Source organism: Salinisphaera sp. T31B1 (genome assembly GCF_040361275.1).
GTDB lineage: Bacteria > Pseudomonadota > Gammaproteobacteria > Nevskiales > Salinisphaeraceae > Salinisphaera.
Genome location: NZ_APNH01000004.1, coordinates 224,342 through 246,044, shown reverse-complemented (window position 1 = coordinate 246,044; position 21,703 = coordinate 224,342). Strand labels below are relative to the sequence as shown.

The 21,703-nt window shown below is 64.8% G+C and carries 20 protein-coding genes; 2 read left to right on the top strand and 18 right to left on the bottom strand.

Annotated features, from left to right (window positions below; translation table 11 throughout):
- Window positions 1-19: 19 nt before the first annotated feature.
- The 9 genes from T31B1_RS15850 to mutL all read right to left on the bottom strand — a co-directional run bounded on the left by T31B1_RS15850 (window position 20) and on the right by mutL (window position 9,897).
- The gene (locus tag T31B1_RS15850; RefSeq protein WP_353250501.1) at window positions 20-1,315 is read right to left on the bottom strand and encodes an adenylosuccinate synthase; all 1,296 of its coding nucleotides are present in this window, start codon (window positions 1,313-1,315) and stop codon (window positions 20-22) included.
- Between the two features lie 74 nt (window positions 1,316-1,389).
- Window positions 1,390-2,568 carry an ATP phosphoribosyltransferase regulatory subunit gene (locus T31B1_RS15845; protein WP_353250500.1) on the bottom strand — a complete coding sequence of 393 codons (1,179 nt, stop codon included), beginning with the start codon at window positions 2,566-2,568 and terminating at the stop codon, window positions 1,390-1,392.
- A 21-nt stretch (window positions 2,569-2,589) separates the two neighbouring features.
- Entirely contained in the window at window positions 2,590-2,775 is a 186-nt protein-coding gene (locus T31B1_RS15840; protein ID WP_353250499.1) for a DUF2065 domain-containing protein, read from the bottom strand.
- 8 nt (window positions 2,776-2,783) lie between these two features.
- Window positions 2,784-3,674 (bottom strand): protease modulator HflC, encoded by an 891-nt coding sequence (gene hflC, locus T31B1_RS15835; protein ID WP_353250498.1) that lies wholly within the window; start codon window positions 3,672-3,674, stop codon window positions 2,784-2,786.
- Complete coding sequence (gene hflK / locus T31B1_RS15830) at window positions 3,671-5,026, bottom strand: protease modulator HflK (protein ID WP_353250497.1); 1,356 nt, start codon at window positions 5,024-5,026, stop codon at window positions 3,671-3,673. Before hflK ends, hflC begins: the two co-directional genes overlap by 4 nt.
- 394 nt (window positions 5,027-5,420) lie before the next feature.
- Entirely contained in the window at window positions 5,421-6,746 is a 1,326-nt protein-coding gene (gene hflX, locus T31B1_RS15825) for a ribosome rescue GTPase HflX (RefSeq protein ID WP_353250496.1), read from the bottom strand.
- A gap of 20 nt (window positions 6,747-6,766) precedes the next feature.
- Window positions 6,767-7,024 (bottom strand): RNA chaperone Hfq, encoded by a 258-nt coding sequence (gene hfq, locus T31B1_RS15820; protein WP_353250495.1) that lies wholly within the window; start codon window positions 7,022-7,024, stop codon window positions 6,767-6,769.
- A 55-nt stretch (window positions 7,025-7,079) separates the two neighbouring features.
- Window positions 7,080-8,057: a tRNA (adenosine(37)-N6)-dimethylallyltransferase MiaA gene (miaA, locus tag T31B1_RS15815; protein WP_353250494.1), complete on the bottom strand. Its 978-nt coding sequence runs from the start codon at window positions 8,055-8,057 to the stop codon at window positions 7,080-7,082.
- 4 nt (window positions 8,058-8,061) lie between these two features.
- Window positions 8,062-9,897 carry a DNA mismatch repair endonuclease MutL gene (gene mutL / locus T31B1_RS15810; protein WP_353250493.1) on the bottom strand — a complete coding sequence of 612 codons (1,836 nt, stop codon included), beginning with the start codon at window positions 9,895-9,897 and terminating at the stop codon, window positions 8,062-8,064.
- A 166-nt stretch (window positions 9,898-10,063) separates the two neighbouring features.
- Here mutL and T31B1_RS15805 point away from each other — a divergent pair, with 166 nt between their 5' ends.
- The gene (locus T31B1_RS15805) at window positions 10,064-10,516 is read left to right on the top strand and encodes a Fur family transcriptional regulator (protein ID WP_353250492.1); all 453 of its coding nucleotides are present in this window, start codon (window positions 10,064-10,066) and stop codon (window positions 10,514-10,516) included.
- 60 nt (window positions 10,517-10,576) lie between these two features.
- Window positions 10,577-12,043 carry a catalase gene (locus T31B1_RS15800; protein WP_353250491.1) on the top strand — a complete coding sequence of 489 codons (1,467 nt, stop codon included), beginning with the start codon at window positions 10,577-10,579 and terminating at the stop codon, window positions 12,041-12,043.
- A 198-nt stretch (window positions 12,044-12,241) separates the two neighbouring features.
- On the opposite strand, the gene T31B1_RS15795 is transcribed toward T31B1_RS15800, so the two are convergent.
- The 9 genes from T31B1_RS15795 to panB form a co-directional block, all read right to left on the bottom strand.
- A complete protein-coding gene (locus T31B1_RS15795) occupies window positions 12,242-13,330 on the bottom strand; it encodes an FAD-dependent oxidoreductase (RefSeq protein ID WP_353250490.1) in 1,089 nt (362 codons plus the stop codon).
- On the bottom strand, window positions 13,327-14,148 hold the full coding sequence (locus T31B1_RS15790) for a TSUP family transporter (protein WP_353250489.1): 822 nt from the start codon (window positions 14,146-14,148) through the stop codon (window positions 13,327-13,329). The genes T31B1_RS15795 and T31B1_RS15790 overlap by 4 nt, the downstream gene beginning before the upstream one ends.
- Before the next feature lie 132 nt (window positions 14,149-14,280).
- Window positions 14,281-15,732: an N-acetylmuramoyl-L-alanine amidase gene (locus tag T31B1_RS15785; RefSeq protein ID WP_353250488.1), complete on the bottom strand. Its 1,452-nt coding sequence runs from the start codon at window positions 15,730-15,732 to the stop codon at window positions 14,281-14,283.
- A gap of 140 nt (window positions 15,733-15,872) precedes the next feature.
- Window positions 15,873-16,337, bottom strand: coding sequence for a tRNA (adenosine(37)-N6)-threonylcarbamoyltransferase complex ATPase subunit type 1 TsaE (gene tsaE, locus T31B1_RS15780; protein ID WP_353250487.1), 465 nt, complete (start codon window positions 16,335-16,337; stop codon window positions 15,873-15,875).
- On the bottom strand, window positions 16,334-17,839 hold the full coding sequence (locus T31B1_RS15775) for an NAD(P)H-hydrate dehydratase (protein WP_353250486.1): 1,506 nt from the start codon (window positions 17,837-17,839) through the stop codon (window positions 16,334-16,336). Before T31B1_RS15775 ends, tsaE begins: the two co-directional genes overlap by 4 nt.
- A gap of 45 nt (window positions 17,840-17,884) precedes the next feature.
- Window positions 17,885-19,510, bottom strand: coding sequence for a glucose-6-phosphate isomerase (gene pgi / locus T31B1_RS15770; RefSeq protein WP_353250485.1), 1,626 nt, complete (start codon window positions 19,508-19,510; stop codon window positions 17,885-17,887).
- A 23-nt stretch (window positions 19,511-19,533) separates the two neighbouring features.
- Window positions 19,534-19,914, bottom strand: coding sequence for an aspartate 1-decarboxylase (gene panD / locus T31B1_RS15765; protein ID WP_353250484.1), 381 nt, complete (start codon window positions 19,912-19,914; stop codon window positions 19,534-19,536).
- Window positions 19,915-19,997: 83 nt separating this feature from the next.
- Window positions 19,998-20,828 carry a pantoate--beta-alanine ligase gene (gene panC / locus T31B1_RS15760; protein ID WP_353250483.1) on the bottom strand — a complete coding sequence of 277 codons (831 nt, stop codon included), beginning with the start codon at window positions 20,826-20,828 and terminating at the stop codon, window positions 19,998-20,000.
- Between the two features lie 31 nt (window positions 20,829-20,859).
- A complete protein-coding gene (gene panB / locus T31B1_RS15755) occupies window positions 20,860-21,696 on the bottom strand; it encodes a 3-methyl-2-oxobutanoate hydroxymethyltransferase (protein ID WP_353250482.1) in 837 nt (278 codons plus the stop codon).
- Window positions 21,697-21,703 lie beyond the last annotated feature (7 nt).

Genomic DNA, 21,703 nt, shown 5'->3' with positions numbered 1-21,703 from the left:
ATCGTCCGTGAACGCGTGCTCAGCCGGCAAACGGATCGCGCAGTACAATCGTATCGGCACGGTCCGGCCCGGTGGACACGATATCGATCGGCGTGCCGGTAATCTCGGCCAATCGATCCAGATAGTTGCGTGCGGCCTCCGGTAGCTTGTCGTATTCACGTACGCCTACGGTCGACCCGCTCCAGCCCGGCATCTCTTCGTATACCGGCTCGCAGCGCGACAACGCCTCGGCGCCCAGCGGCGGGACGGTAATGGTCTGGTTGTCGCATCGATAACCCGTACACAACTGGATCGCATCGAGGCCGTCGAGCACGTCGAGCTTGGTGATGCACAGCCCTGACAGGCTGTTGTTGAATGCCGCCCGGCGTAGACCCACCGCATCGAACCAGCCACAACGCCTTGCCCGACCCGTCGTCGCGCCGAACTCGGCTCCCTTGGAAGCCAGGTGCTTGCCGTAATGATCATCGACTTCGGTCGGAAACGGTCCCGAACCCACCCGCGTGGTGTAGGCCTTGACCACGCCCAGCACGTAATCGAAATAAGTCGGGCCGACGCCGGTGCCTGTGGCCGCACCGCCCGCCGTGGTGTTCGAGGACGTTACGAACGGGTAAGTGCCATGATCGACGTCGAGCAGCGCACCCTGCGCCCCTTCGAACAGAATGGAGTCGTCCGCGACATACGCCTGCCGCAGCAGGTCGGCCACATCGGCGACCATGGGGGTGATCTCTTCGGCCTGAGCCAGCAGCGAATCCAGTGTGGCCTGGAAATCGACGGTTGCGGTACCGAAGTAGTTCTTGAGCACGAAATTGTGGAAATCCAGCGCTTCACCCAGCTTGGCGGCCAGCAGTTCACGACGGAACAGATCGCCCACTCTCAGTGCGCGACGGGCGACCTTGTCTTCATAGGCCGGCCCGATGCCACGCCCGGTCGTGCCGATCGGGTTGTTGCCGCGCGCAGCTTCCCGAGCCTTGTCGAGCGCGATATGACTGGGCAGGATCAGCGGGCACGCCGGGCTGATCCGCAGCCGGCTGCGCACGGGCACGCCCCGGGCTTCCAGTGTGGCCATTTCCTCGAGCAGCGCATCCGGCGCCAGCACCACGCCGTTACCGATATGACAGGTCACGCCGTCGTGAAGGATACCGGACGGAATCAGGTGAAGAACCGTCTTCTCGCCGTCGATGACGAGCGTGTGTCCGGCATTGTGTCCGCCCTGAAAGCGCACCACATGCTGGGTGCGATCGGTGAGCAGATCCACGATCTTGCCTTTGCCTTCGTCGCCCCACTGGCTGCCGATGACGATGACGCGTTTGCCCATGATTGTGTCCTAGAAGAGCGTGGGCCGCTTCATGCTGGGCCCTGGAATATGACGCAAGAAATGAAAGCCGCTGCTCAGAGCGATTCGACGAGCCATTGCCCGCTTCTTTCGACGAGGGCGGCATCGCAGCCCTGGCTGCCGTGATTCTCCGTACCGGGCGTGGCCACGATCACGCGACGACCCTCGCCACGCAACTGCCGGATGGCGTTGAGCAACGCAGGCTCGCTGCCGGCCGGCGCGAGAACCCCGCCTTGACGGGCATCGCCTTCGAATCCGCCCAACGCAGCCAGCAGGTTCAGATCGGCCGAAAAACCGGTGGCCGGCCGCGGCCGTCCGAACGAGGCGCCCACGTTATCGTAGCGGCCGCCACGCGCGAGTTCGCGCCCGAGACCGGGCGCGAAGGCTGCATACAGCAGTCCCGTCTTGTAACGGTAGCCGCGCAGTTCGGCCAGATCGACGAACACCGGCACAGCCGGATAATGCGCCGCCAGCAGGTCGGCCATGGCTTCGACGCGCTCTATCGCTGCGTCGATGTCCTCGTCGATGCCCCCCAGCACGGCCTTGGCGTCGTCGATGACCGCCGACGGGCCGTTGAGTTCGATCAGCTGGGCGAACCAGGCGTGGCTGCGCTCGTCAATACGGCCGGCGGTGGCGAGCGCGTCCAGATCAGGCCGCGACTTGCGCTGGACCACATCGAACAACACGGGCTCGAACTCGGCGCCCACGCCGGCACGCTGGACGAGCCGCCGGTAGATCGCGACGTGCCCCAGATCCAGACAGGCGTCCTCTATCCCCATCAGACCCAGCGTTTCCAGCATCAACGACACGATCTCGAGATCGCTGTCGATATGCGCATCGCCGAATTTCTCGGCGCCCAGCTGCAAAGGCGAGCGCGAACCGCCGGGCTCTTCGGGGCGCGTGCGCAGAATGCTGCCGATATAGCAGTAGCGCGCCGGCCCGACGGCCGCCAGGCGATGGGCATCAATCCGAGTGGCTTGCGTGGTCATATCCGAACGCACGCCCATCATCCGCCCGTTGAGCTGATCGGTGAGCTTGAACGTCTGCAGATCCAGCTCGTGGCCCGCGCCGGTCAGCAAAGAGTCCAGATATTCGATCAGCGGCGGCCGGATCAGGTCGTAACCCCAGCGCCAATAGAGATCTAGCAGCTGGCGTCGTGCCGCTTCGAGACGCCAGGACTCCGGCGGCACCATTTCCTGGACGCCTTCAGGCAAAAGCCAGCGTTTGGATTGCATATCAGCCTGGAAAGATTTTTTTCAGTGAAGAAACTGGAGCAGGACCACGCCCACGGCGATCAAGCCGCCACCGAACAGACGCAGGCTGCGCGCGTCCGCCGTGGACGCGCGCTGCATCATCTCGCGCCAGCGTTCGGGCGCCAGGAACGGCAACAGGCCTTCGATGACCAAAACCAACGCCAGCGCCCGCAGAAGATCCGGCCACATCGCGGGTATCAGGGCGAGCTGGCGCTGCCCGATCCCGACCCGGGTTTCGGATTGAAGTACTTGAACAGCTCACCGTCGGGCTGCAGCACCAGCAGGTCGTCGTTGCCCAACGCCTCCCGATACAGCTGCATGCTTCGATAGAAACTGTAGAACGTGGGATTACGTGTATAGGCCTGAGCGTACAACTCGGCCGCACGAGCGTCCCCCTGGCCTCGCAGCGTCTGTGCCTGGCTATAAGCATCGGCCAGAATGATCGTGCGCTCGCGCTCGGCGTCGGAGCGAATCTCCTGCGCCGCGGCATCACCCTGGGCACGCAGCGTGCGGATGACTTCCTGGCGCTCGGAGCGCATCCGCTCGTAGACCGACTCACTCACTTCCTCGGGCAGGTCGAGCCGCATGATGCGCACGTCGGTGACCTGAACGCCGAGCTCCTTGGCGTCTTGATTGGCCTGTACCTGAACCGCGGCCACGATCTCGTTCCGCTCATCGCCCACGGCCTGGCGAATGGTGCGCTTGGAGAATTCGGCGAGCAGATCGTTCTCGACGATCTCGGTCAACAGGCTGCGGGTGCGCGACTCGTCTCCCTGGGTCGACAGGTAGTAGTCGACCGTGTCGTCGATACGCCATTTGACATAGAAGTCGACGGCCAGGTTCTTGTTCTCCGAGGTCAGCACGCGCTGGATTTCCTCGGTGAAGGTCATCACACGGCGATCGAAAAACCGTACGTGCTGTATGAACGGCACCTTGAAGTGCAGCCCGGGCGCGTAGTCCTGGCCCACGATCTCGCCCAGCTGGACCACCACGACGCGCTGACGCTCGTTGACGGTGAACATCGAGTCGTAGGCCGTGTAGGCCACGACCAGCAACAGAAGAATGATGATGATGTGCTTGGGACTCATGAGTTCCGATCCCGGCTGCGAAGACGGTCGGCCGCGCTCGAGGATGAAGAGGACGAACCACTGGTGTCGCCACTATCCGACGACATGGGAATACTGACGTCGCCGGCATCGTTACCCGCGCCGTTGTTCGCCGCATTCTCGGCGTTCTTGTTGCGTCGTGCCTGGTCCAGCATCTTCTCCAGCGGCATGTACATCAGCGGCCCGCCACCACCCTGTTCGGCAAGAATCAGGTTGGCATTGGACAGCACATCGCTCATGCCCTCGAGATACAGACGCTCGCGCGTGACCTCGGGCGCTTTCTCGTACTGAGTCAGCAGCTCGGAGAAGCGTGAGGCATCACCCTTGGCACGCGCGATCTTCTGTTCGCGATAACCCCGCGCATCGAGCATGATCCGGGCCTTTTCACCCTGGGCACGGGCAACGATATCGCGGGCGTAGGCACGCGCGATGTTCTTCTTGCGTTCCTCTTCCTCACGCGCCTTGATCGCTTCCTCGAACGCGCTTTGCACCTGTTCCGGGGGCTGCGAATACTGGACGTTGACCGCCACGATGTTCACCCCGGCGTTGTAGCCGGACAGCGTGGTCTGCACGATCTTGCGAACGTTTTCGGGCAACAGCGCCCGCGAGCGGTCGGTAATCTCCGGATAATTCGCCTGCTGCTGCTTGATCTTGGATACGAGACTGTCGTCCACGTCCTGCAGCGCGTTCTGTTCCTTCGGCTGGCCGGAGTTCTCTTTGAGATCGACGTTCTGCAACGCACGGTCCTCGAGCTCATCGACCTGCACGCCTTCCTGAATGACCTGATTCATGCGGCTCGTGCCCACGACTTCGCGTACCGCGGAGCGCAGCACCTGCTCGACGGTCTGATCGGGCTCACGCAGCTGAAACAGGTATTTGTTGGCGTCGGAAATACGGTACTGAACCGCAACCTCTACCTCGACGATGTTTTCGTCCTTCGTGAGCATCACCGCACGATTGCCGACTCGACGCACCTGCTGCGTATCGACCTTGTAGACGCGATCGATCGGATACGGCAGATGCCAGTGCCAGCCCGGGCCCTGCGTCGCCGAATACTGGCCGAATCGCAGCACCACACCCTTCTCGCCGGGCTGCACCACATACATGCCCGTCGCCAGCCATACGACCAGCGCGATCGGCACGACCACCAGAAACAGCGCCGGGCTGGGTCCGCCGGCGCCACCGCTGTTGCCGCCGCCTCCATTGCCGCGCTGGTTGCCGGAAAAACGCGCACGCAGTTTGCGCCAGATCTGGTCCAGGTCCGGGGGGCCGCCGTTGTTCTTGTTACCGCCGCCCCACGGGTCCTGACCCTTGCCAGGCTCGTTCCAGGCCATATCAGAAAACCCTCGTATCGATGATCCGCGGAGCGCACGTCGCGCCGGCGAACGGACGTGTCGGCTTCATGCCGGCACGCAGAATGCTGCACGCAAATCGTGCCGGGCCGGCCGGCCGAACGCTCGGCCGCCGTGTCGTCGGTCGTTCATTTGCCATGAGCAAATCGCTGTTCCTCGTTGCTTGTCAGCCGCGCGCAGCGTTCGTCGTGCGGCCGGGCTCAGCCACTACGTACGACGACTGCCGTATTGTGTTCAGGCGAAGCCGCGATTCTATCGGTCGCCCCTACCCCTGTCGAACCTTGTGTGGCCGCTGTACAAGCCATGCAAGCGTCCCGGCGCGGACATCACAACGCCGTCGGCGGTTTCCGGTTGCCTGCGACTGTCCGGGCCGGAATCAGTGCTGCGCGGGCGCCGTCGATATGCGCGCAGCACGGCGCTCGACGAGCACCTGCTCGAAGCCCAGCCCCGCCTGTCGAATCAGGCGTTCCAGATCGGCCTGCGAGGCCGTGACCGTCAACCGGGTCGCGCCGTCGTCATCGAAGCGTTCGTCGTCGACCACGCCGAGCTCGAACAGCTGCGAGCGCAGTCGGCCCGCGTCGGGCGGCACGCGCAGCACGCCCTCGATCATGTCGGGGTTGCAGAAGTCGGCAAGCACCTCGCGTAGCGTGTCGACGCCCTCACCGGTCATCGCCGACAGCCATACGCGCTCGGCTCCGCCATGGGCGTTGCGCTCGACGCGCGGGGCTTCGTCGGCGAGTTGGTCTACCTTGTTGAAGACCTCGATCTGGGGCACCTCGGCCGCCCCGATCTCATCCAGTACTGCCTGCACTTCGCGCGCGTGCGATCGTCGTTCGGGGTCGGCGGCATCGATCACGTGCAGCAACACGTCCGCGTCGCGGGTCTCTTCGAGGGTGGCCTTGAACGCCGCGACCAGCTCGTGCGGCAGATCGCGAATGAAACCGACCGTATCGGCGAGAATCAACGGTTCGCCGACGGGTACATCCATACGGCGCAGTGTAGGATCCAGCGTCGCGAACAACTGATCGGCGGCATAAATGTCTTCGCCGGTCAGCCGGTTGAACAGCGTGGATTTGCCGGCGTTGGTATAGCCGACCAGCGACACGATCGGCGTACGAGCGCGACGGCGGGCCGAGCGGCCCTGCTCACGGCGCGCACTGACCTTGTCCAGCCGCTGACGCAGTGTCTTGATACGTTCATTGAGCAAACGCCGGTCGGTCTCGAGCTGAGTCTCGCCCGGCCCACGCAGCCCGATGCCGCCTTTCTGGCGCTCCAGATGGGACCAACCACGCACCAGGCGTGTCGCCAGATGCTGCAACTGGGCGAGCTCGACCTGCAGCTTGCCTTCGTGGGAGCGGGCCCGCCGCGCGAAGATATCCAGGATCAGGCCAGCCCGATCCAGAACGCGCGCGTTGAGTCGTTTTTCCAGATTGCGTTCCTGGCTGGGCGACAGGTCGTGGTTGAACACCACGAGTTCCGCGCCGTGCTCGGCGACGGATTCGGCGACCTCGTCGACCTTGCCGCCGCCGACGAAATAGCGCGGGTCCGGCACCCGCCGGGAACCGCCGATGTGCGCAAGCACATCGGCCCCGGCGGATTCCACCAGCTCGCGGAACTCGCGATCGGCCTCGTCGTATTCGTCGACGCCGAACGCGAGATGGACGATGACGGCCGCCTGTCCGCTGGGCGGCCGCTCAAACATCGATCAATCCGGTGAGGGCATTATTCGGAATGGGTATCCGCTCCGCCGTGCATCTCTTCCTGAACCTCGGAACGCACGTTGCGCGAGGGAACAATGGTCGAGATCGCGTGCTTGTAGACCATCTGGTTGACCGCGTTGCGCAGCAGGACCACGAACTGGTCGAAGGATTCGATCTGCCCCTGCAACTTGATGCCGTTGACCAGATAGATCGAGACCGGCACGCGCTCCTTGCGCAAGGCGTTCAGAAAGGGTTCTTGTAGTGTTTGGCCTTTAGCCATGGCAGAAACTCCAAAAAAGCAGCAGAGAAATTCGTATCTATGCGGTCGACGCGGATCAGGGCCAGGCCACGCGCTGCTGCAGATGCGCAACTGCCCGCTCGGTCAGCGCACCTTCGTCGCTGTCGAACCAGCACGCGTCATCGAGCGAGCGCAGCCACGTCAGTTGACGCTTGGCCAGTTGCCGAGAGGCATGAATGCTTCGCTCCACGCCTTGCGCAATCGACAATTCGCCGCTCATCACCTGCCACAGCTGTCTATAGCCCACCGCCCTGACCGCCGGTAGTTCTGGCGTTAGATCGGGACGCGCGTACAGCTTTTCAACCTCGTTGAGCAAACCCTGTTCCATCATGCGCCGAAAGCGCCTTTCGATGCGCTCGTGGAGCACGGCGCGTTCGCGCGGTGCCACCACCAGCTTGCAGATGGACCACGGCAGGCGCGATTCGTTCTCACGCCTGTTCTCGGCCTGATACAACGCGGTTGGCGTATGGCCGGTCAGCGCGTGAATCTCCAGCGCGCGCTGTATGCGTTGTGCATCGTTGGGATGGATCCGCTGCGCGCTGGCCGGGTCGAGCTCGGCGAGCCGCGCATGCAGCCCGGCCCAGCCGATCGTCTGTGCCTCGTTGGTGAGCCGGGCCCGGATCGCGTCATCGCGAGCGGGCAGTGCGCTGAGCCCGTGTTCGAGCGCCCGGAAATACAGCGAGGTGCCACCGGTGAGCAGCGGCACGCGGCCGGCCGCCCGGATACGGCGGATTTCATCCAGTGCGTCGTCACGAAATGCGGCAGCCGAATACGGCTCTCCAGGGTCGCGTATATCGATCAATGCATGCGGCGCCCGCGCCAGCGTCGGCGCGTCGGGTTTGGCGGTGCCGATATCCATGCCGCGATAGACCATGGCCGAATCCACGGAGACGATCTCGGCGTTCAAGCGTTCGACCAGGTCGACCGCCAGCCCCGTTTTCCCGGAAGCGGTCGGACCAAGCACGAAGATGATCTCCGCACGCGGGGTTTCGTGGTTGGAAAGACGCGGGCTCACGGGATCACTGGCCGCGCAGGAACAACCGGTCCAGACCTGCCATGTCGACCTGGATCCAGCTGGGGCGGCCGTGATTGCAGTGACCCGCCCGATCGGTGTGTTCCATATCGCGCAGCAAAGCGTTCATCTCGGCGATCGTCAGACGACGCCCGGCCTTGACCGCAGCCTTGCAGCCCATGTCAGCCAGTACGTCGTCGATCGAATCGCGCACACCGTCGGCCCCACGCAGTCCGTCGCCGAGTGCGGCGACCACGTCGTAGGCCAGCGCGACATAGTCGCTGCGAGCCAGTAGCGCCGGAACGCTGCGCAGAACGGCCGACGCCGGCCCGCTACGGGTGATCTCCAGACCCACGAGCGCCAGCGCCTCGGCCCCCGCCTCGACCGCCGCGGCCTCGGCTTCGGACAACGACAGTGTCTCGGGCACGAGCAGGCGCTTGGTCTGAATCGGCCCAGACGAGAACTCGGCCTTGAGCTGCTCGTAGAGCACCCGCTCGTGGGCGGCGTGCATATCCACGAGAATCAGGCCGTGAGCGTTCTGCGCAAGAATATAGATATCGTGCAGCTGGCCGATCGCATACCCCATCGGCGGCACGGTTTCGGTTTCGGCCGCAGTCTCTTCGCGCGCTGGCGCGTCCGCGGTCGATCGACTGTCGGCCGGCGGCGACTGGAACGCATAGGCCGCGCGCCGCTGGGCCACCCCGGGGGCAGAGGACCAGTCGAAACTCCGCGACGGACCGGGCATGGGCCCGCCGGGCGTCGTCGGGGCAGCGGTGCCAGACCCTGCCCCCGGCCCGCTGCAGTCGATATCGGTGACAGGCAAAGCGACCTCGCGCGCCGGATGCGGCGTGGCCTCGACCGCGGCCAGCGCACGCGCTGCACTCCGGAAGACGAAATCGTGCACCAGTCGCGACTGCCGAAAGCGTACTTCGGCCTTGGCCGGATGAGCATTCACGTCGACCTGGCGAGCGTCGAGGCTCAGGTAGAGCACATAGGCCGGATGGCGTTGATTGTGCAGCCGGTCGCGATACGCCAGGCGTACGCCGTGGTTGAATATCCGGTCACGGATCGGGCGTGCGTTGACGAAGCTGTACTGCCGGTCCGCCTGCCCACGTGAAAAACCGGGCGTGGCCACCCATCCCGTCAACCGCATGCCGGCAGCCTGTTCGTCCACGGCTACCACATGTTCGTCAAACCCGGCCCCCAGAATCGTGGCGACACGCTGGCGCATGCTCGTGTCATCACGTGCCGGTGCCAGGCGTGCGATTTCATTGCCGTCGTGGCGCAGCACGAAGCCGACATCGAATCGCGACAGGGCGAGCTGGTTGAAGGCCTTGCGAATATGAGTGAATTCGGTGACCGGCGTGCGCAGGAACTTCCGCCTGGCCGGAATACGCGCAAACAACTCGCGTACATCGATCCGCGTACCCGTATCGCCGGCGGCCGGCCGTGCCCGGTCGGGCGCCGCGGCATCCACACACCAGGCGTGTTCGGCCGCGCTGGTTCGCGACGTCAGCCTCAGATCCGCAACCGATGCGATACTGGCCAGCGCCTCGCCGCGAAAGCCAAGACTTGCCACTGCCTCGAGCGCATCCAGGCTGTCGATCTTGCTGGTCGCATGACGGGCCAGAGCCAGTTCGAGTTCACCGGCGCCGATCCCGCAGCCGTCGTCGACCACGACGATCCGCCGCAGACCGCCATGCTCGATATCGACCTGTATCCAGCAGGCGCCCGCGTCGAGGCTGTTCTCGACCAACTCCTTGACGATCGAGGCCGGGCGTTCGACCACCTCGCCGGCGGCGATCTGGCTGATCAGTCGGTCGTCGAGGAGACGAATGGGCATGAGGCGATCGCGGTCCGGGATAGAGGCAGGCTTTCGAAGGCTGCATAGTCTCCAGCAAGCCCGGCTCGATCGCAAAGGGGCGGTAGTGCGTCGATGCGGTAGTACAGGCGACCGGCCCGGTGGTTTTCTTGACTCATTCCAGAATATGGCCAATGATGCCGGGGCAATGAGTCGATCCGGCACCACAATCGTCGAAGAGCTTCGCGCCAGCGGACTGCGGGTGACCGCCCCGCGACGTGCAGTGCTCGAATGGTTGATCGACCACCCGCACGCCACGGTCGAGCAAGTGCATCTCGGCGTGGCGGCGAGGATGGGCACGATCTCGAAACAGGCGGTCTACGACGTGCTTTCGGCCTGTGTAGAGGCGAACCTGGTTCGGCAGATCAAGCCCGCCGGTCATCCGGCGCGCTTCGAAAGGCGTACCGGCGACAACCACCATCATCTGGTCTGTCGTGGCTGTGGGCGTATCGCCGATACCGACTGTCGCCGCGGCACCATGCCCTGTCTGAGCCCCGAGCACGACCACGGTTTCGATATCGACGAAGCCGAGGTTGTTTTCTGGGGCCTGTGCACCGAGTGTCGTAGCGATAGGCACGATACCAACGACGAGGCCAGCTGATCGACCCGGCAACTGACGGCGGTGAAAGCCCCGCCGCGCATCCATCTGGAGGATAGACACGTGACAGACGATATTCGCAACGTACATACCACCACTGGCGGTGAACCGTACCCGAGCGACGAGCACTCGCTCTCGGTCGGCTCCGACGGCCCGATCGTGCTCCATGACCATTTCCTCATGGAGCAGATGGCCGCCTTTAACCGCGAGATGATTCCGGACCGTCAGCCGCACGCCAAGGGCGGCGGCGCATTCGGTCATTTCGAAGTGACCGAAGACGTCAGCGCCTACACCAAGGCCAAGTTCCTGCAGAAAGGCGCCAAGACCGACATGGTCGCGCGTTTTTCCACCGTCGCCGGCGAATCCGGCAGCCCGGACACCTGGCGTGATCCGCGCGGCTTCGCGCTGAAGTTCTATACCGAAGAAGGCAACTTCGACATGGTGGGCAACAACACGCCCGTCTTCTTCGTTCGCGATCCGATGAAGTTCCAGCACTTCATTCACTCGCAGAAGCGCCGGGCCGACAATGGTCTGCGCGACCACGACATGCAGTGGGACTTCTGGACGCAGTCGCCGCAGTCGGCGCATCAGGTCACCTGGCTGATGGGCGATCGCGGGGTGCCGGCCACTTGGCGTCACATGAACGGCTACTCCAGCCATACCTACATGTGGGTCAACGACTCCGGTGAGCGCTTCTGGGTCAAGTACCACTTCAAGACCGATCAGGGCATCAAGTGCATGACCCAGGAACAGGCCGACCAGATGGCCGGTTCCGACGCCGATTACCATCGACGCGATCTGTTCGAGGCGATCAAGCGCGGCGAATATCCGACCTGGACGCTGTATGTCCAGATCATGCCGTACGAGGATGCCAAGACCTATCGGATCAACCCGTTCGATTTGACCAAGGTCTGGCCGCACGGCGATTACCCGCTGCACAAGGTCGGCAAGATGACGCTGGACGAAAATCCGGTGGACTTCCATACGCAGATCGAGCAGGCCGCGTTCGAGCCCAACAACATGGTGCCCGGCACCGGTGTCTCGCCGGACAAGATGCTGCTCGCGCGTACGATCTCCTACGCCGATGCGCATCGCGCCCGCCTGGGTGTGAACTACAAGCAGATTCCGGTCAACGAGCCGAAATCGCCGGTGAACAGCTACACCAAGGGCGGCGCCATGCGGATGCATAACGTCTCCGACCCGGTATACGCGCCCAACACCAAGGGCGGCGCACACGCCAACCCGACAGCCTACCCGGCGAACAATGTCTGGGAAGCTGATGGCGAGATGGTCCGTGCGGCGTACAAACTGCGGGCCGACGACGGCGACTTCAATCAGGCCAACGACCTCGTCAACAAGGTCATGGACGATGCCGAGCGCGATCGTCTGGTCAACAACGTGGTCGGCCATCTGTCGGACGGCGTGACCGAGCCGGTTCTCAAGGCGGCCTTCCAGTACTGGAAGAATGTCGACGAGACGATCGGTTCGCGGATCGAAGACGGCGTACGAGCGAACCAGAAAGCGGCCTGATATCGCATTCGCCTGGGTTCGATTCGCGGCGGCACGCATCGCGTGCCGCCGCTTTTTTATGCCCGCTCCGAACGGCGCCAGGATCGGCACGAGCGCAGGCTCGACGCCGTAGGATTCAGGTCGTCGGCCAATCGCGGCCGAACGATCCGACCGCCGAGAGGCCTACCAACCGTACATGGCGGGCGCGTGTCGCCGAGCTCAGTCGATGGCCAGCGTCGCGACCAGACGCCGGATACGACGCCGCTCTGCCCTGGCCGCCCACCGGTTGTGCCACCACAGTGAGCCATGCCAACCGAGCGCGCGCCCATCCCCCAGGTCGATGACCGATGCAGGAGCACGCGGCCCCACGCTGCGTAACGGCCGACGCCTTACGACCGCGACTGTGTTGTGTGCCAGCACCTTGGCCTGACCTGCCACATCGTGCCGGGCCAGTGATTGACCATCGGGCCATTGCGCGCAGGCACCGGCCGCGAACACACGGGAATCGGCCGGTGACTGCAGCCGGCGGGTCACATACATGCCGTGATCGCCTACTGGCAGGCGCGCGGCATGCACCACCCGCGCCGGGCGGTAGCGCTCGGCCAGCAACAAATGGTCGACACCGAACCGACGGTCGTCTTCGCCGACCAGCTGCCCGTCGGCCAGCCCCACGATCGGCGTCGCCAGCACGATCTCGACGCCTCGATGGCTGAGCGTGCGGGCCAGCCGCCGCGCGGCGCCGCTCGGCGCCCAGGGCGCAAACCGGTCGCCCGGCAAATACCAGGCAACGCGATGACGACCGGACTCGCAGGCATGGCTCAGCGCCGCGGCCAGTCGCGCCGCGTCCGGCGAGTCGCCCACCACGGCCACGCGCGAGCCATCGCGGGATGCCCGCAGCTCGCTACAGAACTGGGTCAATTCCTGTACGGAACTCGCACGCCACAACCGTACGCGGCTGGCCGCTGCGTTCAACCCGGTGGCGTCGACTTCGACGCCGACATTGAACGACACCAGGTCATAGTCCAGCCGTGCACCGCTGGCCAGCCATACACGTCGTAGCCGGGTATCCACGCCGACCACACGATCGGTCCGGTGGGCCACCGCGTGTCGGCGACACAACGTTTTCAACGGCCAGCGCAGCGTCGAGGCGTCGGCCCGCCCGGCCATCAGGTCGCCCCGGCGCGCACCGAACCAGAAGCTGCCGATATCGACCAGCGTCACCTGGATTCCGGCCTCCGCGAGCGTGCGTGCATGGCCAAGCAGCGCCGTATGCACGTGACCGGCGCCAATCAGGACCAACTCGGTCACCGGGACCCGACCCAGTCGGCGACAACCGCCAGCCACAACACGAGCGCGCCGGCCATCACCAGGCCACCGATCAGTTCATTGCTGTAACGCACCCAGGCTCGGGGTTCGATCCGCCGGGCCAGGCCCATGCCGGCGACCGAGCCGAGCACGAACAGCCCGGCGGTGTAGCCCGGGGCCGCCGGGGCGAGGAGAAACTGGACCGCCGAACCGACGATACACAGCACCGAGACCGCGAACACCAGAGTGCCCGCTGCATTAAACGGCTGACCCGGCAATTCGCGATCCAGCGCCCGCCCGCCGAGCCATGACCCCGGTGCCGCACAGAACGCGCACAGCACACCGCAGCCCGCAGCGGCGATCGTGATCCGCCGCTTGGCTTGACGGTTGTAATTCGCGTTGCCGACGGTACTCCAATCACGGCGCGGCGCGTGTAGCAGCGATGCCGGCGAGGGCAGCAGTCGAAAACGAAAACGCTGAACCGTACGGACCAGCAGTGGCCCGAACGCGATCGCACAGATCAGAAAAACGGTGGCTAGAAGCTTGTCCGACAGCGCCTGCACGATGAATGCGCCGGCCACGGTCGCCGGCAAGGCACCGACCAGATAACACGTCGCCAGCACGACGTCGCACTGGCGTGCCCGCACGGCATCGCCGGCGGCAACCGCGGCACAGATGCCCAGAGCCAGCAGCGCCACCGGCAGGCTCGCATGAAACTCGATCCCGGCGCCGACCACCAGCAGAGGGATCACCATGAACGCCCCCGCGAACGCCGACAGACCGAAACTCAGCCCTGCGATGATTCCGAGTATGAGGCTCAATGACTGCTCCGATCGACCGGTACGGCCGGGCATGGGCAGCACGGCCGGCAGCCGACCGCGCGTCCGTGTCCAACGAACGTCATGATAACGCTGAAAGGATCGGCGGCGCTTGCCACGGCGCCGCCACGCGCATCAGCGCAGATCGGCGACCTGCTGGCTGCCGGGTGCCGGAATCTGAAGTTCGGCGCCCACGCGAATCGTGTTGCCGCTCAAACCGTTGGCCGAGCGCAGGCGCGCGACGCTGACACCATATTGCTGGGCAATCTCGGACAACGTTTCGCCGCTGCGGACCTTGTGCACCTGGTTTTCGGCAATCAGTGTCGACGGCCGATAGCTGGCGAAGTAACCCTTGATCCCGCGCAGCATGGCGCTGGCCAGCTGGCGCTGATAACTGGCACTGGCCAACTGGCGCTCTTCGCTGGGCGTGGAGATGAACGCGGTCTCGACCAGAAAGGACGGGATGTCCGGCGACTTGAGCACCATGAAACCCGCCTGCTGAACTTTCGCCTTGTGCAGCGGACCCAGGCCATCGAGTTCGTCGAGAACACGCCCGCCCGCATCCAGGCTGGCCTCGATGCTCGCACTCTGCGACAGATCGAGCATGAACGAGGCCAGGCTGTCGTCCTTATCCTTGAGACTTACGCCACCGACCAGATCGGAGGCGTTTTCACGGCGTGCCAACCAGCGCGCATGTTCGCTCGTCGCACCGTGATGCGACAGCGCGTACACCGACGCGCCGGTGGCATGGGCGCCGCCGGGGGCCGCATCGGCATGGATCGAAATGAACAGATCGGCCTTGGCCTTTCGGGCCTCTACCATGCGCTGACGCAGGCCGACATAATAATCGCCGTCGCGGGTGAGCACGCCGCGCATGTTCGGCTGTTCGTCGACCATGGCTTTCAGCCGGCGGGCAATCTGGAGCACGACATCCTTTTCCCGGGTACCGTTCTTGCCGTGCGCGCCCGGATCCTTGCCGCCATGGCCCGGGTCGATGACGATCACGATATCCCGGGACGGCCGCTCCGGCGTACGAGCCACCGGTTCCGCGCGCGCAGCCGCAGTCCGTCGCGCAGGAGGCTCGGACACCGAGGCCAACGCGTTTGCCGCCTGATCGGCCGTGTTCTGACTGTCGCTGGACGGGCTGTCGTCTGGCGAAGCGGCAATCACCGATGGCGGCGTGCCCCCGCCGACCGGCCGCAGATCGACCACCAACCGATAGCCATGCGTGCCATCCGGGTCGAGCATGAAGCTCTTGGGCTCGACACGCCCGCCGAGATCAAGCACCACACGCAGATCCGTGCCGTGGCGAATGCCCGAACGCATGCGCTTGATCAGCCCACTGCCGCTGAGATCACCGCTGACCGCGTCGACCGCCTGGACATTCGGCAAATCCACAACCAGGCGAAGCGGATTGTCGATCATGAACAGATCGGGCTCGGTCGAACCAGCCAGGTCGAAAACCACACGCGTCTTTTCGCTCGACGTCCAGAGCCGAACATCCTTCAGTGTGGCCTGTTTCGCGGCGGCCAGCGTGCTCAGGCCGATGAGCAGCCCGAACACAAGCCATTGCAAGCTTGCACGCATTGTGGTTCGCCTTTGCCCTGCGGAGTGAAAAATTGCCCCACACGAAGATTAGCGCCAGCCTCCCTGAAGTGGCAACTATTTTTTTCAATCAAAACAGCCCCTAGCCGTTCTTTGCTTTCTATCTACTTGAAAGCCGGGAGCTATGTTGCGTATTGAAGTGCGTCGGCGAACTGCTGACCCCGCGCGGTCAGCCCCTGAATATGCGCTCGACGGGCATGGCCGGCATATTCCAGCTGCACGCTCAGGTCGATCGGCGGAAGAAAGCCACGGCCATGGTCGGCCCATTCGACGAACAGCCAGTCCACAGCGGCATCGATCTCGCGGATGCCCAGGAATTCCAGTTCTTCCGGATCGGCCAGACGGTACAGATCCAGGTGATAGATCTGGCGCTGCGCCACCCGATAGGGCTCGACCAGCGTATAACTGGGCGAAACCACGTGGCCCGTATGGCCGAGTGCGACCAGCGCCGCGCGGGTAAGCGCGGTCTTGCCCGCGCCGACCTCCCCGACCAGCGAGATGACCAGCCCTTCCGGCCACTGCGCAAGCGTGGCCGCCAGCCGACGGCCGAGCGTATCGGTGGCCGCCGGGTCGGCGAGCTCGATCAAAGCCGGCCCGGATTGACGAAATGCCGGATCGCAGGCAACAGATCGCTCGGCAGCAGGCCCCGCTGTCCTTCGGCGGCGGCGGCGCGATCGCCGGCCCGCGCATGGACATAAACACCCAGGCTCGCGGCCTGGCTCAGGGTCAAGCCCTGCCCGACCAGGGCTGCGATGACCCCGGTGAGCAGATCGCCCATGCCGCCGACGGCCATGCCCGGGTTGCCGTCGGTGCACAGCCAGAGCTCTTCGGGTGTAGCCACCAGACTGCCGGCGCCCTTGAGCACCACGACGGCGTTGAATCGCCGGGCGAGTGTCTGCACGGCCGCCACCCGATCGTTGACCACATCCGCAGTCGGCCAGCCAAGAAGCCGTGCGGCCTCGCCCGGATGCGGCGTCAGGATCCAGTGATCGCGGGCGCCGCCCTGTGCGGCCAGCAGGTTCAATCCGTCGGCGTCGAGGACCAGCGGCTTACCGCTATCCATGGCGGCCTGCCATAACGCACTGCCCCATTCGGCCTGCCCCAGCCCCGGCCCGATCGCGATGACGTCGGCGGCCTCGATCAACTCGTGCACGGACGCCGGCGACTCGATACCCCGACACATGAGCTCGGGCCGCGCCTGACTCATAGGCCCCGCATGATCGGCGTGACAGGCCACGCTGACCAGTCCGGCGCCGCTACGCAGCGCCGCCTCGGCGGTCAACCGGATGGAACCGCCCATGCCCTGGGCACCGCCCACGCAGAGCACGTGCCCATTGTCGCCCTTGTGAACGTTGCGCGAACGCGGCTTGAGCGCGGCACGCAGGGCACGATGAGTGAGCCGGCGCGCGGTATAGGGCTGATCGGCGGCCAGCTCGTCCGGCGCATCGAGACCGCTGAACGACAGCTGGCCGCAGTGTGCCGGTCCGTGGCCGGTGAGCAGGCCAAGCTTGAGCCCGATGAACGTGGTCGTCGCATCGGCTCGAACCGCATGAGCCCACACATGTCCGGTGGCAGCATCGATGCCCGACGGAATATCCACGGCGAACACGCCCACGCCCGATTCGCCGGCCTCGTTGATTCGTTCGATGGCTTGTGCGAATTGTCCTTCGACATCGCGGTTGACGCCGGTGCCCAGCAGCGCGTCGACGATCACGTCCGTGGCGATGGGTTCATCGCGAAACGTCTCGATTTCTCCGCCGGCTTGCTGCCAGGCGGCCACTGCCTGGGCGGCCGCGCCCTGGTAGCTGTCGATATCCACCAGGCACGACAACCGCACGTGCCAGCCGCCCGCTCGCGCCAGACATGCGATCAGGAAGCCGTCGCCGCCGTTATTGCCGGGCCCGCAGAAAACCGACAGCCGGCCCGGCATTGCCCAGACGTGCGACAGTTCGTCATAGGCGTCGCGCGCGGCCCGCTGCATGAGCTCGAAGCCATCAACGCCGAACTGTTCGGTAAAGCGATCGTCGAGTGCACCGACCTGATCGGCGTCGTAGACGATCTCGGGGAGATATTCGCTGGATTCACTCATACGACTATTCTACCGGCGGACCGGGGTCGCCAGGTCAAGCGTCGCCTAGTCCCTGCCGGCCCAGCGGCGACGCACGCGCGCCAGCAGCGCACGGGTCGAGCCGTCGTGCGCGACGGAGGCGGCGCTGCCGTCGAGTTCGCCGAGCAGCTGGCCGGCCATGGTCTTGCCGAGTTCCACGCCCCACTGATCGAAACTGTTGATGTTCCAGATCACACCTTGGACGAATACCTTGTGTTCGTAGGCCGCGAGCAGCGCCCCCAGCGAGCGCGCATCGAGTCGATCCATGACCAGCATCGAACTGGGCCGATTGCCATCGAAACGCCGTGCGGCCAAGCGATGTTCGAGCCGCTCACCGGAGAGCCCTTCGGCGATGAGTTCATCCATCAGCGCCGCATGGTCGCGTCCATGCATCAATGCCTCGGCCTGGGCGAGACAGTTGGCGACGCGCTGGCGCTCACGGTCGTCGTCGCCGTGGGCGGCATCCGACAAGGGCAGCACGAAATCCACATCCGCGGCGAGCACGCCCTGATGCAGCATCTGGAAGAAGGCATGCTGGGCATTGGTGCCGACGCTGCCCCACACCGTGGGCACCGTTTCCACACGCGTGGGTTGGCCGTCACGGGTCACCGACTTGCCGTTGGATTCCATCTCCAGCTGCTGGAGAAAGGCCGGCAAGGCCGCCAGACGCTGTGCATAAGGCACCACCACATGGGTTGGCAACCCCAGGAAATTGTTGTTCCAGATGCCCAGCAGCGCGAGCGTCGCCGGCAGGTTATCTGCCAGCGGCGCGGTTTCGAAGTGATCGTCCATCGCATGCGCGCCGGCCAGCAGCGCATCGAACGTTTCCATGCCAAGCCCCAGCGCAATGGAAATGCCGACCGCCGACCACAGCGAGAAACGGCCGCCGACCCAGTCCCAGAACCCGAACATGCGCTCGATGCCGAACTCGCGCACCGCCTTTTCGTTGGTCGACACGGCCACGAAATGACGCGCCACGTCCGCCTGCGAGGCCCCGTTGTCGATCAGCCACTGCCGCGCGACTTCGGCGTTGGCCAGGGTCTCGGCGGTTCCGAACGACTTGGAGGTGACGATGAACAGCGTGCGCTCGGGGTCCATCCGCATGAGCGTGTCGTCGAGATCCGACGGATCGACGTTGGCCACGAAATGACAATGGATACGCTGGCGCAGCTGTGCCAGTGCATCGCAGACCAGACGCGGGCCGAGATCCGATCCGCCGATGCCGATATTGACCACGTCGCTGATCGGCGCCCCGGTATAGCCGAGCCACCGGCCATGCCGGACATCCTCGACAAAACGGCCCATTGCCGCGCGGACTTCGTGAACGCCTGCATGCAGAGGCGCGTCGTCCGGACGCCGCAGCGCCACGTGCCAGGCCGCGCGCCCTTCGCTGTTGTTGACGATCCCACCTGCGAACAACGCCTGTTTGACGACGTCGACCTGCTGCTGATCGGCCAGCCGCACAAGCGCACCCATGACCTGCGAGTCCACGCGCTGCTTGGAGTAATCGAGCGTGATGCCGGCGGCAGACAGCGTGAACCGTTCGGCACGCTCCGGGTCGGCTTCGAACATGGAATCGACGCGGGCCCGGCCGACGTCGGCGGCCAGCGCGCCCAGTTCGCGCCAGGCCGGCAGGTTACGCAGATCCGTCACGGAGGCCGCCGATTCGCTCCGACTCAAGCGGCCTGAACCGGTACGGCGTTGCGGGTATGCGTGATCTGATTACGCTCATCGAGATAGATCAGCCGCGGCGCGTGTGCGGCGGCCTCGCCCTCGGCCATGCGCGCATACGCACAGATGATCAGCCGGTCGCCCGGGCTGGCGCGATGGGCGGCCGCCCCGTTGACCGAAATCACCCGCGAGCCGGACTCTGCGCTGATCGCATAGGTCGAAAAACGCTCGCCATTGGTGACGTTGTAGATCTCGATCTGCTCGTAGGCGAAGATGCCGGCCGCATCAAGCAGGTCGGAATCGATGGCGCAGGAGCCTTCGTAGTCGAGCTCGGCGTGGGTGACGCACGCGCGGTGCAACTTGGCTTTGAGAAGCGTGACCTGCATCGGAATACCCGTGGTTGATCAGAACGGCGACCAGCGCAGAGCGTACCCAAAAAGCCGTTTCCGCACCACCGACACCGGTGTGTTCACACGCCGATATTGTCGATCAGGCGGGCCCGCCCGATATGCGCAGCGGCCAGCACCCGAAACCGTTTCATGGCGGGCTCGGCGGGGGCCAGATCGGCACCGCGAATCTCGAAATAATCGGGGTCGAACCCGGCGTCGACCAGACGCGCCCAGCCGCGTGCCTCCAGAGAACGGAAGTCGCGATGGCCGGCGGCAAGCTGCTCGGCGCAATCGCGCAACGCGGCCGACAGCGATGCCGCCTGTCGGCGCTCGTTGGCCGTCAGATACTGGTTGCGCGACGAACGCGCCAATCCGTCGGCCTCGCGCACGGTGGGCACGCCGACGATCTCGACACCCATGCACAGATCCTCGACCATGCGACGGATCACCATCAGTTGCTGATAATCCTTTTCGCCGAAGAACGCCGCATCCGGACGCACCAGGTTGAACAGCTTGGTGACGATCGTGGCCACGCCCTTGAAATGCGCGGGGCGGCGCGAGCCGCAGAGAATCTCTGACACACCCATGACCCGCACCGTGGTCTGGTGGGTCATGCCGTTGGGATAGATCTGTTCCACGCTCGGCGCAAAGATGGCATCGACGCGCTTGTTCGCGAGCGCGTCACGGTCGGCGTCGAAGGTGCGTGGATAGCTGTCGAGATCCTCGTCCGGGCCGAACTGCAACGGGTTGACGAACACGCTCACGATCACCCGATCGCAGCGCGCGGCCGCTGTATCGACCAGCGCCATATGGCCGGCGTGCAGGTTGCCCATGGTGGGCACCAGGCCCACGGTGCCCTGGCCCGTGCGGCGCCATTGCGCGAGTTCGTCCGCGGTGGTCAATATATCCATCGATTCCGGCCGTGAAGAAAGGGGAGCGCGTTTACTTGAATGCGTGCGCCGCACTCGGATAGCGGCCGTCCTTCACGGCGGCGACATAATCGGCCACGGCCGCGTCGAGCGTGCCTGCTCCGTCCATGAAGTTCTGAACGAAGCGCGGCTTGCGGCCGGGCGACAGCCCGAGAATATCGTAGATCACCAGAATCTGGCCGTCGGTATCCGGTCCGGCGCCGATGCCGATGACCGGCACCTTTGCATTCGAGGTGATTTCGGCGCCCAGTGACGACGGCACGCATTCCAGCAGGATCATGTCGGCGCCGGCTTGTTCGAGCATTTTGGCGTCGCGGATCATGGTTTCGGCGGCGTCCGAATCGCGACCCTGAACCTTGAAGCCGCCCATCTTGTGCACCAGCTGCGGCTGCAGGCCGATATGGGCACAGACCGGCACCCCGCGCATCGACAGGTGCTCGATGGTATCGACCTGGATCTCGCCGCCTTCGAACTTGACCATTTGTGCCGCCCCTTCGCCCATCAGCCGCCGCGAAGTCTCCAACGCGTCGTGCTTGGTGGCATAGGACAGAAACGGCAAGTCGGTCATCAGAAACGCCCGACCCAGCCCGGCGGCCGTGATACGACTGTGATAGACCATGTCGTCGACGGTCACCGGCACGGTGGTCGACGCACCCTGTACGACCATGCCGAGCGAATCGCCCACGAGGACCACGTCCACGCCGGCGCGATCCTCGAGCGCGGCAAAGCTGGCGTCGTAGGCGGTCAGACACGCGATCTTCTCGCCGTCGGCCTTCATACGCGCCAGATCGGAAATCGTGACGGGGGTGGCGTCACGCTGCTGCAAATGCGGATAGGGACTTGTATTCATGGCGCGC

Bases quoted from the DNA above. Each gene is read 5' to 3' on its own strand.
- T31B1_RS15805 (WP_353250492.1), top strand. From the start codon at position 10,064: ATGAGTCGATCCGGCACCACAATCGTCGAAGAGCTTCGCGCCAGCGGA.
- T31B1_RS15775 (WP_353250486.1), bottom strand. From the start codon at position 17,839: ATGAGTGAATCCAGCGAATATCTCCCCGAGATCGTCTACGACGCCGAT.
- hflX (WP_353250496.1), bottom strand. From the start codon at position 6,746: ATGTTTGAGCGGCCGCCCAGCGGACAGGCGGCCGTCATCGTCCATCTC.
- panD (WP_353250484.1), bottom strand. From the start codon at position 19,914: ATGCAGGTCACGCTTCTCAAAGCCAAGTTGCACCGCGCGTGCGTCACC.
- T31B1_RS15845 (WP_353250500.1), bottom strand. From the start codon at position 2,568: ATGCAATCCAAACGCTGGCTTTTGCCTGAAGGCGTCCAGGAAATGGTG.
- panC (WP_353250483.1), bottom strand. From the start codon at position 20,828: ATGGATATATTGACCACCGCGGACGAACTCGCGCAATGGCGCCGCACG.
- T31B1_RS15850 (WP_353250501.1), bottom strand. From the start codon at position 1,315: ATGGGCAAACGCGTCATCGTCATCGGCAGCCAGTGGGGCGACGAAGGC.
- hflK (WP_353250497.1), bottom strand. From the start codon at position 5,026: ATGGCCTGGAACGAGCCTGGCAAGGGTCAGGACCCGTGGGGCGGCGGT.
- T31B1_RS15785 (WP_353250488.1), bottom strand. From the start codon at position 15,732: ATGCGTGCAAGCTTGCAATGGCTTGTGTTCGGGCTGCTCATCGGCCTG.
- panB (WP_353250482.1), bottom strand. From the start codon at position 21,696: ATGAATACAAGTCCCTATCCGCATTTGCAGCAGCGTGACGCCACCCCC.
- mutL (WP_353250493.1), bottom strand. From the start codon at position 9,897: ATGCCCATTCGTCTCCTCGACGACCGACTGATCAGCCAGATCGCCGCC.
- T31B1_RS15840 (WP_353250499.1), bottom strand. From the start codon at position 2,775: ATGTGGCCGGATCTTCTGCGGGCGCTGGCGTTGGTTTTGGTCATCGAA.
- hfq (WP_353250495.1), bottom strand. From the start codon at position 7,024: ATGGCTAAAGGCCAAACACTACAAGAACCCTTTCTGAACGCCTTGCGC.
- hflC (WP_353250498.1), bottom strand. From the start codon at position 3,674: ATGAGTCCCAAGCACATCATCATCATTCTTCTGTTGCTGGTCGTGGCC.